Origin of the sequence: Actinospineispora spinosispora DSM 44797, assembly GCF_000429025.1 — a bacterium.
Lineage (GTDB): Bacteria > Actinomycetota > Actinomycetes > Mycobacteriales > Pseudonocardiaceae > Pseudonocardia > Pseudonocardia spinosispora.
The window spans coordinates 149,550-163,224 of record NZ_AUBB01000029.1 but is presented as its reverse complement, the minus strand read 5'-3'; the positions used below and the strand labels follow the sequence as shown (position 1 = coordinate 163,224).

The 13,675-nt window shown below is 70.3% G+C and carries 9 protein-coding genes; 2 read left to right on the top strand and 7 right to left on the bottom strand.

Annotated features, from left to right (window positions below):
* Positions 1–91: 91 nt before the first annotated feature.
* The 5 genes from G406_RS0114920 to G406_RS0114900 form a co-directional block, all read right to left on the bottom strand.
* Positions 92–862: an enoyl-CoA hydratase gene (locus G406_RS0114920; protein ID WP_028934481.1), complete on the bottom strand. Its 771-nt coding sequence runs from the start codon at positions 860–862 to the stop codon at positions 92–94.
* Positions 859–2,025, bottom strand: a complete 1,167-nt coding sequence (locus G406_RS46945; RefSeq protein ID WP_037076686.1) for a CaiB/BaiF CoA transferase family protein — start codon at positions 2,023–2,025, stop codon at positions 859–861. The genes G406_RS0114920 and G406_RS46945 overlap by 4 nt, the downstream gene beginning before the upstream one ends.
* Positions 2,022–4,946, bottom strand: a complete 2,925-nt coding sequence (locus G406_RS0114910) for an FAD-binding and (Fe-S)-binding domain-containing protein (protein WP_028934480.1) — start codon at positions 4,944–4,946, stop codon at positions 2,022–2,024. Before G406_RS0114910 ends, G406_RS46945 begins: the two co-directional genes overlap by 4 nt.
* Positions 4,947–4,972: 26 nt before the next feature.
* Entirely contained in the window at positions 4,973–6,283 is a 1,311-nt protein-coding gene (locus G406_RS46940) for an MFS transporter (protein WP_064742923.1), read from the bottom strand.
* Between the two features lie 72 nt (positions 6,284–6,355).
* The gene (locus tag G406_RS0114900) at positions 6,356–7,537 is read right to left on the bottom strand and encodes a pyridoxal-phosphate-dependent aminotransferase family protein (RefSeq protein WP_037076710.1); all 1,182 of its coding nucleotides are present in this window, start codon (positions 7,535–7,537) and stop codon (positions 6,356–6,358) included.
* A gap of 90 nt (positions 7,538–7,627) precedes the next feature.
* Here G406_RS0114900 and G406_RS0114895 point away from each other — a divergent pair, with 90 nt between their 5' ends.
* Entirely contained in the window at positions 7,628–8,365 is a 738-nt protein-coding gene (locus G406_RS0114895) for an IclR family transcriptional regulator (RefSeq protein WP_028934478.1), read from the top strand.
* A 264-nt stretch (positions 8,366–8,629) separates the two neighbouring features.
* On the opposite strand, the gene G406_RS54000 is transcribed toward G406_RS0114895, so the two are convergent.
* On the bottom strand, positions 8,630–9,157 hold the full coding sequence (locus G406_RS54000; RefSeq protein WP_051342117.1) for a hypothetical protein: 528 nt from the start codon (positions 9,155–9,157) through the stop codon (positions 8,630–8,632).
* A 697-nt stretch (positions 9,158–9,854) separates the two neighbouring features.
* Positions 9,855–10,214, bottom strand: coding sequence for a hypothetical protein (locus tag G406_RS0114885; protein ID WP_156934883.1), 360 nt, complete (start codon positions 10,212–10,214; stop codon positions 9,855–9,857).
* Between the two features lie 192 nt (positions 10,215–10,406).
* On the opposite strand from G406_RS0114885, the gene G406_RS46930 reads away from it, so the two are divergent.
* Positions 10,407–13,586, top strand: a complete 3,180-nt coding sequence (locus tag G406_RS46930) for an AfsR/SARP family transcriptional regulator (RefSeq protein WP_051342116.1) — start codon at positions 10,407–10,409, stop codon at positions 13,584–13,586.
* Positions 13,587–13,675: the final 89 nt, after the last annotated feature.

The window sequence follows — 13,675 nt, the reverse complement described above, 5'->3', positions numbered from 1 at the left end:
GTGTCGCAGATGCTGCAGTGTCTGCGACGCGACGGGACGCTCTGCGAGGTGCTGTCACGCTGTGGTGATCTTCGGACGCGCGTGTCCGGAGTCAGTGGTGGTCACTCCAGGTCGGGGGTTGTTTGGCCAGGAACGAGGCGACCGCGTTGTGGAAGTCGGCCGAGCCGTAGACGCGGGAGACGATGTCGGTGAGATCGGTGTCGGGGCCGTCGCGGTGCAGCCGCCGCAGCGCCTGTTTCGACGCCCACATGCTCAGCGGCGCCTGACCGACCACGCCGTCGACGATCGTGGCGGTCGCCGTGGTCACGTCCTCGTCCAACGCGGTGAGGAACCCGGCGGCGAGGGCCTCGTCGGCGCCCATCAGCCGGGCGGTCAGCAGCAGGGACGTCGCCCGGGACCGGCCGAAGCCCCGGACCAGCAGATCGAGGGCCGCGCCGGACAGGCAGTTGCCCAGGGTGCGCGCGATCGGTACGCCGAACCTCGACCGGGGGGTGGCCACCCGGATGTCGACGGCACAGGCGATGCCTAGGCCGCCGCCGACGCAGTACCCGTCGATCGAGGCGATCGTGGGCACGGCGACCGCTTCGAGCCGCCGCAGGACCGTCGTGATCCGCCGTTCGTAGTCCACCCCGTCCTCGCCGTTGGAGAACCCGGCGAACTGGGCGATGTCCGTGCCGGCAACGAACGCCTTGCCGCCGGCGCCGCGCAGCACCATGGCCCGGACGTCGGGGGAGGAGTCGGCCTGCTCGCAGGCCTTCTCCAGCCCGGCGTACATCTCCCAGGTCATCGCGTTGCGCTGCTCGGGACGGTTGAACGTCACGGTCAGCACGTGGTTCTCGGCGCGCAGCTCGATGTCGGTCATCGCTTGTCCGTCCCTTTCAGCTCGGCCAGCACTGCTTCGGTCGCGTCGCCCAGCGGAGGCCCCGCCGATCCGCGCCGCACCGGGGTGCGGGAGAAACGCATCGGTGACCCGAGCTGCCGCACCGGGCCCAGCGCCGGGTGCGGCGCATCCCAGTAGAAGTCCCGCTGCCGCAGCGTCTCGTCGGTGAAGACCTGCTCGTAGTCGGCGATCGGTGCGCACGGCACCCCGGCGCGTTCGAGGTCGGCGACGAGCGAGGAGGTGGTGCGGGTCGTGGTGACCGCCTCGATGGTCGCGATGAGCTCCTCGCGGTGCTGGCGCCGAGAGTAGGCGCCGTCGTAGCGCGGGTCGTCGAGCAGCTCGTCGAGGGCGAGGGTGTGGCAGAACGCGGTCCAGGTCTTCGGCGTGGTCGCACCGAACGTGACGTACCCGTCGCAGGTGCGGACCGCCTGGTAGGGCGCGTTGTTCTGGTGGGCGGACCCGTGCGGGCGGGGCACGGAACCGTCGCCGAAGTACTGCCCGGCCTCCCACACGGCGAACGAGACGCCGGACTCGAACAGCGACACGTCGATGTGCTGCCCCTCGCCGGACCGGTCGCGCTCGCGCAGCGCCGAGGTCACCGCGAGCGCCAGGTACAGCCCGCACACCAGGTCGCAGATCGGCACCCCCACCTTGGCAGGCTCCCGGTCCGGGAAACCGGTGATGCTCATCAGCCCGCTGCGCGCCTGGGCCATGATGTCGAGTCCCGGCAGACTCGCGAGCGGACCGTCCTGGCCCCACCCGGACGCCGAGGCGTAGATCAGCCGGGGGTTCACCTCACGCAGCGCGGGGTAGCCGAGGCCCAGCCGCTGCATCGCGCCCGGCCGCAGGTTCTCCACCAGCACGTCGGCCGTCCGCACCAGCTCGACGAACGTGGCCACATCGGTCGGCGACTTCAGGTCGAGCGTGACCGACTCCTTGTTGCGGTTGAGCCGGACGAACGGCGAGCTGTGCCCGTCGATGAACGGCCCGGTCGAGCGGACCGGGTCGCCGCCGTCCGGGTTCTCCACCTTGAGCACCCGGGCGCCGAGGTCGGCCAGCTGCATCGTCGCGTACGGGGCGGCCATGAACGCGCCCACCTCCAGCACGGTCACGTCGGTCAGTGGCGGGTTCGACGAGGTGCTCACCGTGCCTCCTCCAGTGCTTGGCGGACCAGCTCGAGCGGATGCCACGCCGTTCGGTCGGCGCCGTGGAAGATCTGCTGCCGGCAGGAGACGCCGGTCGCAGCGACCACGGTGTCCGTCGGCTCCGCGGCCAGCGCGGGGAACAGCCGGTCACCCCCGACCTGCATGGACAGCGCGTAGTGCTCGGACTCGAACCCGAACGAACCGGCCATGCCGCAACACCCCGCGTCGATCTCCGCCACCTCGGCGCCCGGAATCCGCCGCAGCAGCGCCATCGTGGCCGCCGTGCCGACCTCCGCCTTCTGGTGACAGTGCCCGTGGAACACGATCCGGCGCCCGGCCAGCCACGAGTCCGCCCGCAGCGTCAGCCGGCCCGCGTCGATCGCCTCGACCAGCAGCTCCTCGACCTGCCGCACCCGCTGTGCGACAGAGGAGGCGCCGGACTCCGGGGGCAGCAGCGCGGTGTGCTCGTCGCGCAGCATCGACAGGCACGACGGTTCGCAGCCGACGATCGGCGACCCGGGCTCGGTGCCCGCCAGCGACGTGACCAGCGCGGACGCCTTGCGTGCCGCGTCTTCGAGCAGCCCCTTCGACAGGCTGGACCGGCCGCAGCACCCGCCGCCGGCCAGTTCCACCCGCCAGCCCGCGCGTTCCAGCAGCTCGATCCCGGCCCGGCCGATGTCCGGCTCGGTGAACGTGCTGAACGAGTCGGCGAGCCAGGTGAGCGACCCCATCGGGGCGACGGCCGCCGCAGAGCGTCCACGGAACCAGCGCACGAGGTTCGCCCGCTGGAATCGGGGCAGCGGCCGCGCCGCGGTGATGCCGATGGTGCGTTCGGCCAGCCTGCGCAGCGGACGGATCCGGCCGGGCAGGTTGGACAGCGGCGCGGTCGCCGACCCGAGCCGGTTCAGCGCGCGGATCGCGCCGAACAGTCGCGACCGCGGCGGGACGCCGTGCGTCTCGTGGTGCGTGGCGAGCGCCTCGGCCTTCAGCGAGGCCATGTCCACACCCATCGGGCATTCGCTCTTGCACGCCTTGCACATCAGGCACAGGTCGAGGATCTCGTGCAGCCGCTCACCCGCCAGCGCCGCGCGCGGGTCCGCCTCGGACAACGCTTTGACCAGCGCGTTCGCCCGACCGCGGGTGGAGTGCTCCTCGTTCTTGGTGGCGATGTAGGACGGGCACATCACACCCTGGGTCGACTTGCGGCAGGCCCCGATGTTCATGCACCGGTCGGCGGCGCCGCGCATCCCACCGACCACCTCGAACCGCAGTGCCGTGTGCAGCGGCGGCGCAGGCACCAGGGCGTCGCGGTCCCGCAGGTTCTCGGTCATCGACGGCGCGTTGACGATCTTGCCGGGGTTCAGCCCGTTGCCCGGGTCGAAGAGCCGTTTGACCTCGCACATCGCCTGGTACAGCGGCTCGCCGAAGATCTCGCGGTTGAACTCGCTGCGGGCCAGGCCGTCGCCGTGCTCGCTGGAGTTCACCCCGCCGAACTCGGTGACCAGGTTCTTCACCGCCTCGGCGACCGCGCGCATCCGGATGACCTCGTCGGGGTCGGTCAGGTCGACGAACGGGCGGATGTGCAGGCAGCCGACCGAGCAGTGGCCGTAGAACCCGGCCTCCATCCGGTGCTCGTCGAGGATCGCCTTGAACCGCTGGGTGTACTCGGCCAGGTGCGCGGGGTCGACGGCGGTGTCCTCGACGAAGGCCAGCGGGCGGCGGGTGCCCTCCCCGGCGGCCATCAGCAGCCCGAGGCTGGACTTGCGGACCTTCAGCAGCGCGGCCTGGTCGGCGGGGGTGAGCGCGCGCAGCGTGTGATAGCCGTGCCCGTTGTGTTTCCACAGCTCGTCCAGCCGGTCGAGCTCGACGCTCAGCTTCTCCTCGTCGTCGCCGGTGAAGGACACGAAGAGCAGCGCGCCGGGGTCGCCGACCAGGATCGTGCCCAGCTCGGCGAACTCGATCTTCTGCCGGGACAGGTCCAGGATCGTGCGGTCCATCAGCTCGACCTGGTGCGGTGCGCAGCTCAACGCGTCGGTGGTGGCCCGGATGGCGCTCGCGGTGTCGGCGAAGTGGCCCACCGCGTACACCGTGCGTGCCGGTTTGGGGACCAGGTCGACCAGCGCGTGGGTGGCGACCACCAGGGTGCCCTCGGCGCCGACCACGAACTTGGCCAGGTCGAACGGCTTGTCCGGTCCGAAACCCAGCAGCCGGTCCAGCCGGTAGCCGCAGGCGCGGCGCCAGAACGTCGGCATCCCGGCGGTGATCGCCTCCTCGTTCGCCCGAACCAGCTCCGGCAGCTCCCGGTAGAGCCGTCCTTCCAGCGTGTCCGTCGACGCGCGGCGAACCCGTTCGGCCTCGTCGACCGGCTCGAGCCGGGCGCGGGACCCGTCGGAGAGCACCACGTCGAGCGCTCGTATGTGGTCGATCGTCATGCCGTAGGTCAGCGACCCGCTGCCCGCGGAGTTGTTGCCGAGCATCCCGCCGATCGTGGCCCGGTTGCTGGTCGAGGTATCCGGGCCGAACATCAGCCCGTGCTCGGCGGCCGCCTGGTTGAGCTGGTCCTGCACCACCCCGACCTCGACCAGCGCGGTCCGCGCCACCGGGTCGATCGCCAGAATCCGGGTGAGATGCCTGGACAGGTCGAGCACCAGACCGGGGCCGACGGTCTGGCCGGCCAGGCTGGTGCCCGCCCCCCTGGCCACGATCGGCACACCGAGCTCACCGGCGATCGTCACCGCCGCCGCCACGTCGTCGGCGTGGCGGGGGAACGCCACCCCGAGCGGGGTGATCGAGTACATGCTGGCGTCCCGGGAGAACAGGTGCCGGCTGTAGTCGTCGAAGGCGACCTCGCCGTCCAGCTCGGCGCGCAGCGCACGCTCCAGGCGCGCGCCGAGCGAGGATTCGGTGGCGGTGACGGTCATCTGGGTTCCTTTCACGGTCGTCGCGGCTACAGCGTCGAGGGCTCGGTCCGGGCCGCCTCGTGTCTGGCCGCGTCGCGCAGTCGCTTGCGCAGCGGCAGCACCAGCAGTGCGGCCACCGCGAACACCAGACCGAAGAACGCCTGGGTGAGGGTGTAGCCACCGTTGTCGAGGTCGCTGAGCCAGCCACCGACGTAGGGGCCGATGAAGCTGCCGAGGTTGCCGACGCCGTTGATCAGCCCCATGCCCGCGCCTGCGGCGGCCACCGGGACGAGCTTGGTGATGCTCGCCCAGAACGGCCCGTACCAGGCGATCGAAGCGGCGGTGCCGAGGATCATCGCGGTGAGCACGAGCCATTTCTGCTCGGCCGAGACCACACTGGCGCCCGCCATGATCACCGCGCCGGCGGCGAGCACCAGCGACATGTGGGCGACGTGGTGGCCCCGGCGGTCCGCCGAGCGGCCCACCATGACGATCGCGATCGCCGCCACGACCTGCGGCAGCATCGCGACCAGCCCCACCTGCAGGTCGGTGTGGAAGGCCTTCTTCAGCACACTGGGCATCCACAGCGTCAGTCCGAGCAGCCCCATCTGGGTCAGCGTGTAGATCAGCGCGAAGTACCAGACGATCGAGCTGGTGAACGCCGCCTTGAAGGTGCCCCGGTGCTGCAGCGGCTCGCCCTCCTCGATGCGGGCGCGCTCGATGTGGTCGCGCTCGTTGTCCGACAGCCATCGCGCCTTCGCCGGGGTGTCCCGCATGACCGCCAGCCACGCGATCAGCCCGATGACCAGCGGCGCACCACCCTGGATGATGAACATCCAGCGCCAGTCGGCGACGGTGAGGATGATGCCGGAGAACGGCGCGGCGACCACGGCCGCGATCGGCGTGTACAGCTTGAAGATCGCGTAGGCGCGGCTGCGTTCGGCGAACGGGAACCAGGACCGGATGCTGGTCATCAGCGCCGGCTGCACCCCGCCCTCGGCCACACCGAGCAGGAACCGGGCCAGCACGAGCTGCCCGAAGGTGTGGGTGAGCCCGGACGCCATCGCGGCGACGCTCCACAGCACCATCAGGATCGCGACCCAGCGTTTCGCACTCCACCGTTCGGCCATGTAGCCGCCGGGTATCTGCAGCAGCAGGTAGCCCCAGAAGAAGACGCCGCTGGCGAATCCCTGCTGGGCACCGGACAGGTGCATGTCGGTCTTGAGATGCGGCAGGGCGAAGCTGATGTTCGTCCGGTCGATGTAGCAGATGACGTAGATGAAGACGATGACCGGCAGGATGTAGGTCCACCGTTTCATGTCCGCGAATCGTCGGGGCTGTTCGGTCCGCTCGGTCAACGACCTACCTCCTTGTAGGTGCCGGCGTGTGGGGCGCCGGTCAGAGCGTGCGAATGCTGTGTTCGTGCCGGGTCACTCGGCGCGCAGAATCTCCAGCGCCGACCGCAGACCGCCGTGGTCGATGCGCACCCCGGCCAGTTCGAGACCCATCTGCACGCCGCACAGGGTCCCGGCGAGCGTCAGGTCGCTCAGCGCGCCGAGGTGACCGATCCGGAACACCCGGCCGGCGAGCTTGCCGAGCCCGGTGCCCAGCGACATGTCGAACCGTTCGAGGATGAGGCGACGGATCTTGTCCGCGTCGTGCTCGGGGCCGAGCAGCACGGCGGTCAGCGCGGACGAGTACTCCCGCTCGTCGGCACACAGCAACTCCAGGCCCCAGCCCCGGACCGCGGCCCGGGTCGCCTCGGCGTGCCGGTCGTGGCGCGCGAAGACGTTCGGCAGCCCCTCCTCGTCGAGGATCCGCAGCGCCTCCCGCAGGCCGTAGAGCAGGTTGGTCGGCGGCGTGTACGGGTAGTAGCCGGCCTCGTTGGCGGCCACGATCGGCTCCCAGTCCCAGTACGACGTCGGCAGCCGGGCGCTCTTCGCGGCGTCCAGGGCCTTGGCGCTGACCGCGTTGAAACCGAGGCCGGGTGGCAGCATGAGCCCCTTCTGCGAGCAGCTGACCGTGACGTCGACGCCCCATTCCTCGTGCCGGTAGTCGATCGAGCCGAGCGAGGAGATCGTGTCGACCAGCAGCAGCGCCGGGTGGCCCGCGCCGTCGATGGCGGCCCGGATGTCCGGGATCCGGCTGGTCACCCCGGTCGAGGTCTCGTTGTGGACCACCATGACCGCCGCGATGCTGTGCTCCCGGTCGGCGGCGAGGTGTTCTGCCACGGCTCCGGGGTCGACCCCGCGGCGCCAGTCACCCGGCACGAAGTCGACGATCAGCCCGAGCTTCGCCGCCATGTCCCGCCACAGGCTGGCGAAGTGGCCGGTCTCGAAGGCGAGCACCCGGTCGCCCGGCGACAGGGTGTTCACCAGCGCCGCCTCCCACGCCCCGGTGCCCGAGGACGGGTAGACGACCACCGGCCCGCTGGTGCCGAACACCGGACCGAGGTGGCGCAGCAGGTCGAGCGTCTGCTCGGCGAAGTCCGGTCCTCTGTGGTCGATCGTGGGCTGCGCGATGGCCCGCAGCACCCGTTCGGGCACGTTGGTCGGGCCGGGGATCTGCAGGAAGTGCTGTCCGCCGAGGGACCGCTTGTCGAGGGTCGCCACCACACCTTGTCCATTCCGTGCCGTGAAATGGCACACTGTGCCGTAAAAAGGTGCGGGGATGTTAGGTACCTCTGGTTGAGGAGTCAAGAGATGCGCAACGTGCTGAACACCCTCCGGGTCCTGGAGGAGGTCGCCGCCCGGCAGCCGGTCGGCGTGGGTGAGCTGGCCCGCGCGCTGGACATGCCGAAGAGCTCGGCGCAGCGCGCGCTGCGCACGCTCGCCGAGGCCGGCTGGATCCGACCCGCGCCCGGCGAGCTCACCCGCTGGACGATGACGACGAAGGCCCTGGCCGTCGGCGGCAGGGCCAGCGAGGATCTCGGGCTGCGCGACGCGGCGGTGCCGATCATGGAGAAGCTGCGCGTCCGGACCGAGGAGACGATCCACCTGACGGTCCCCGAAGGTGATCGGGTGGTCCTGATCGAGCGTCTGGAGACCGCGAAGGCGGTCCGGACCAGCATGGCGCTCGGGCACGCCCTGCCGCTGCACGCGTCGGCCAACGGCAAGGCGGTCCTGGCCAACAGCGACCCGGACGTCATCCGCCGGGTACTGGCCAACGAGCTACCGCGCTACACCGACACGACGATCACCGACCCCGACGCGATGCGCGCCGAGCTGGCCACGATCCGTTCCCAGGGGTTCGCCGTGAACCACGGGGAGTGGCGGGCCGACGTGAGCTCGGTCGCGGCGGTCGTGCTGGACGGGCAGGACATCCCGGTGGCGAGCCTGAGCGTGAACATCCCGACGACCCGGCTGACCGAGGAGTCCGAAGTGTCGTTCGGGATCGCGGTCGGAGAGGCCGCGGGAAACCTCAGCGCTCGATTCCGTTAGTCATCTTCGACGTCGACGATATCAACGAAATTGATGCACGGTCGATGTGTTGAAAAAATGTGGGAGGAATGGCTTCGGTGTCGCTAGGGTCGCGCGGCGGAGTTTCCGGTGTCATCGAGATACATCGCGCCGGTGTGAGTTCATATGTGGTGGGCTCATCGGTGCGCTCGGCCGGATTCGATCGCGGCTCGGCGCCCACGGCTCCTTCCCCTCGGGAGTCGTGGGCTCTCCCTGCGCGGCTCTAGTGCGCTTATCTCGTCGGACTCATTCGTAGCAGTCCTGATCACGAAGTTGCACGGCGATCTCGGTGACGACGTCGTGCGGGCCCGGACGGTCGGAGCCCGCGTCGAGCCGGTACTCGGACCGGGGATTCCCCGGAGCGGGCGCTACCGCGTGCCCTTGTTCTCGCAGGGCTTTCCCCACGCCCGGATAGGCCTTGTCGGCATCGGCGGTCGAGGAACCGGCACGGATCCCTTCCGGCGTCCGAGCGCCGGCAGGCGGATGGATCGCCGCGACACCACGGGCGTCCGACAGGTACACGCTGGTCGTCTTACGTGCCGGGTCGGCTTTCCAGCTGGTGGACACACATCCCTGACCGGCGGGAGGGAAGGCGGCGACAAGCCCGGTGGACTGCGCCTGCTCACGACTCATCCCCAGCTTGAGTGTCCCGAACCCGTGTGCGTCGAACACCGGCGAGGAATCAGCGCGCAGGGCGACCCCGGCGTGCGGACCAGCCGGTTCGGCCGTGCCGCACGCGGTCACCGACACCAGCACCAGTGCCGCCACCGCCATCGGACGGCTCCGATTCTTCCCCGGGTTCATGCGATTCCTTCCGTGTGGCCTACCTGCGGATCGTCGGACTAGAGCATGCAGGAGAGCCCCCGGATCGCCTATTTATTTGAGTTCACTGGAAGTGGAGGATTCAGTCGAGCCACGATTGGATCGAACCTTTATGAAAGGTTTAGCTAATCTCTAGCTCATACGCCGAAAGGTCGCGACCCGGCACCGCACCGGCGGTGGTCGCGGGTTCCGGGGACGGGCGCTCCTCGCGCGGGCCGAAGGTGCCGTGTGCACGAGGCGACAAATCGAGGCACGCGTATGGGCGCGGCCTGGCCGGATACGTCGAGGACCTTGGACGTGTACGTGTCGACGCTCCGTCGCAAAATTGCGGCGGCCGCACGTGGTGCAGTTCGATCATGTCGTTGAACGGCGGCTGTGCCTGTGGTTGCGTCTAGTACGGTCTGGACCGGGGGCGGCTGGTCGTGGTTGCGGGTGGCCGGGCGGTGGTGTGGCGCGCGGGCTGCGCCCGGATACTTCTCGCACCAGCACATCACCGGCCCCACCAGTCTCATTCACGTCACCTCGCAGAGCGTCGTGTCGCGTCGCAAACGCTGCAGTGTCTGCGACGCGACGTGAAGCTCTGCGAAGTCGAGCCCTGGCCGGCGACGTGAGTCTCCCGTCGGTCATGCCACGGTGAGGCGTGGCCGGGTCAGTTGGCCGGAAGAGGAACGGGGTCACGGAGCATGATCTGGTCCGGGGTGAAGGACCTCGGCTGTTCCACCGGCCCGGTGACCGGTGCGGGGCCGCGGCTGGGCTGCGTCGCCGGTCCCTGAGTGGTCATCGGGGTCGAGACCGTCCGCGTGGCCGGCTCGGTCATCGCGGGCCCCTCAGGGGCAGTGGTCGCGGTGGTCATGTTGATCACGACGAAGACGAGCGACACGACCACCAGGAGACAGAGCACGCCGCCCGCTCCGGCTCCCGCCAGGTCGGACAGGGGAACGCCACCGCCACCCGATCTCGAGGACCGGGTCCGACCGCCGGATCGTCGCTCGCTCCTCGACAACGACACCAACTTCTCTCGTCGAAACCTCCGGCCGCGCCCCAGAATAATCCGACGATTCCGCACGTCAAAGCGAAAACCACCGCGAAGGCGTGCTCACCGGAGTGGCCGCCGCCACGGCACCTGGACTGTTGCCAGTAGTTCGCGGTAAGACAAGCTCGCGATTTCTGTGTCCGGGCGCTGGGTGAACCGGGGGGTTCAATGATCGACACTGCCGGGATCGACACTGCCGGCACGCCGGACCGGCCGAGGTACCGGGTGCTCGGGCTGATCACCGCGCACGGCTCGGACGGCGAGCCGCAACCGCTCGCGCCGAAGTCGCGGGCGGTCCTGGCGGCATTGTTGCTGCGCGCGAACCTCGTGGTCGCCGACGAGCAGCTGCTCGATTCGGTATGGGGAGCGAAGCAGGGCGACGGTGCGAAACACCGGCTGTACAACTACGTCTCCGAGCTGCGCTCGCGGCTGGGCGCGGGGGTCATCACCCGGGCCGGCGCCGGCTACCTGATCACCGTGGCACCCGGCGAGCTGGACCTGCAGGTGTTCACCGACGCGGTCACCGAGGCACGCACCGAACTGCGCGACGGGAAACACCCCGATGCGGCGGGCCGGCTGCGTTCCGCGCTCGCGCTGTGGACCGGCCCGGCGCTGAGCGGGGCCACCAAGCCGATGATCGCCCACGAACGTCCGGCATTGGAGGAGCGACGCCTGACCGCGTTCGAGGAGCTGTTCGAGGCCGAGCTGGCGGCGGGGCGGCACGGCCAGATCGTGGACGAGCTCGGCAAGATCGCCTCGGAGCATCCGTTGCGCGAGCGGCTCGCGGCCGCGCTGATGCTCGCGCTGGACCGCTGCGAACGTCGCATCGAAGCCCTCACCGTCTACACCGAGACGCGACGGCGACTGGTCGGGGAGCTCGGCATGGAACCGGGCCCCCAGCTGCGTGAGATGCAGCGGCGCATCCTCGACGCCGACGAACCGCCGATCGCCCAGGACCGCGCGCAGCACGTTCAGCGGGTCCGGCCGACCGAACTGCCCCGTGACGTCCGCGGCTTCGCCGGCCGCACCGGCGCGCTCACGATGCTGGACGAACGCCTGACCACGGCGGACGGCGGGGTGTGTGTGGTCAGCGGCATCGGCGGCGTCGGTAAGACCGCGCTGGCGCTGCATTGGGCGCACGCGGCGCGCGGGCACTTCCCGGACGGGCAGCTGTACCTGAACCTGCGCGGCCACGAGCTCGACCAGGAGCCGCTGTCCCCGCTCGCCGCGTTGAGCAGCCTGCTGCAGTCGCTCGGGGTGTCGCCGAGGCGGGTGCCGGCCACGGTGGCGGACTGCGAGTCGCTGTACCGGTGCCTGCTGTCGGACCGCACGATGCTGCTGGTGCTGGACAACGCACGCGACGAGGCGCAGGTGCTGCCGTTGCTGCCGCCCACCGGGTCACTGGTGGTCACCAGCCGTAACCGGTTGGCCGGCCTCGTGGCACACGCCGGTGCGCACCTGGTGCCCCTGGGCGCGCTGACCGAGGGGGAGTCGCAGGATCTGCTGAGCGGGATGCTCGGACCGGACCGGATCGCTGCCGAGCACGTCTCGGCGGCGCGGCTGGTCGAGCTGTGCGCCGGCCTCCCGCTGGCGCTGCGGATCGCCGGGGCGAACATCGCGGTCAACACCGCCGCCGATCCGGACACCGCCATCTCGACGGTCGCGGCCGAGCTCGCGGGCGAGGACCGGCTGGCGGCCCTCACGGTGGAGGGTGCCGAGGACAGCCCGGTGGTCACCGCGTTCTGTGTTTCCCACCGCGCCCTGGGGCCTGAGCAGCAGCGGCTGTTCCAGCTCCTCGGTCTGATCCCCGGAGCCGACTTCACCGAGGGCGTGGCCGCCGCACTCGGCGATCTCCCGGGAACCGAGGCGACGCGTCTGCTCAAGGGGCTGGCGTCGGCGTGCATCGTGGAGAAGCACACCGACGGCCGCTACCGGTTCCACGACCTGATCCGGCTGTTCGCCGCGAGCCGGGTGCGCGAGGACCCGGACGGCCCCGCCGCATGGAACCGGCTGGTCGACTACCACCTGTGTGCCGCCACCGTCGCCACTCGCGGCTACGGGCAGAGCACCGTCCAGCTGCGCCGCCCCGACCATCCGCTGCCCGAGGCGTGGCGCACCGAGCTGGAGGAGCGGGGCGGCGCCGACGCCGAGCTGGCCAACATGACCGCCGTCGCCTTACGGGCGGTGGAGCAGGGTCCGTACCCGGCGGCCTGGCTACTGGTGGCACACCTGCGCACCTATCACCACCGCACCGGGCGGCGTGCGGAATGGCTGCGCATCGCGCAGGACTTCCTCGACGCCGCCCGCAAGCACGGCGAGGTGGACGTGCAGGCGTTGCTGCACCTGAGCATCGGCACCTCGATCTTTCAGAACGGCTGGCCGGAGGCGGGGCTGGTGCACATGCGCGACGCCATCCGGCTGTCCCGGGAGTGTGGCTGGCCGGAATGCGAGGCCGCCGCGCTGGCCGACCTGGGTGTCGCGTTGTCCTGGACCAGCCGTGCGGAGGAGGCGTTGGAACCGGCCCGCCGCGCGGTGACCCTGTTCGCGGAACTGTGCTCGCCGGCGGGGGAGAACCGGGCGTGGAAGAACCTCAACGAGCTGCTGCACTTCCTGGGCAGGCTGGAAGAGGCCGAGGAATGCTGCCGGGCGGCCATGGCGCTGAGCGAGAAGCACGGTCTGCGCGCGGCGCTGGCGGGTGACCTGATGTTGCTGGGCTCGCTGCGGATCTCGGGCAACCGGTTGGCCGAGGCGGAAGAGCTGTTCGGCCGGGCACGGCAGATGTTCACCGAGCTGCGCTCGGCCAGCGGACTGGCGTTCATCAACGCCCGGCTGAGCCAGCTGTACTGGCAGCGCGGTGACTTCGAGCGGTCTCGGGTGGAGGCCGAGGCGGCGCTGGCGTACAGCCTGAAGTCGGATGCGCCGCTGTTCGAGGCGACCGGGCGCACGGTGCTGGCGAACGCGCAGATAGGCCTGGGCGAGTACGCCCGAGCCGAGGAGAACCTGGACACGGTCATGCGGATCGTCGAGGGCCAGGCCAACGATCTGGGCTGGCACCGGGCGAAGGCACTGGCGGCCAAGGCGTCGCTGGCGGTGAGGCGAGGAGACCCGTCCTCGGGCGTCGAGGTGGCCCAACGGGCCCGCCGCGCCGCCCGCGACGGCGGCTACCTGCTGGTCGAGGCGACCGCCCTGGTCGTTCTGGTCGAGGCACACCTCGGCGCGGGTGACCTGACGAGCGCCACCACCGTCAGCCGCGACGCACTGGACATGGCCGACCGCAGCGGCCTCGCCATCCTCGAACACGACCTGCGCCACGTGCACGAGCGCTACGGAGCGCATCTCGCCCGGTGAGGCCTCTATTCACCTGAAGCGGCCCGAATGATACCTCTCATCATTTTCGGGCATGGCTATTATCGCGTGAATCGGAGAAAAACCGGAGA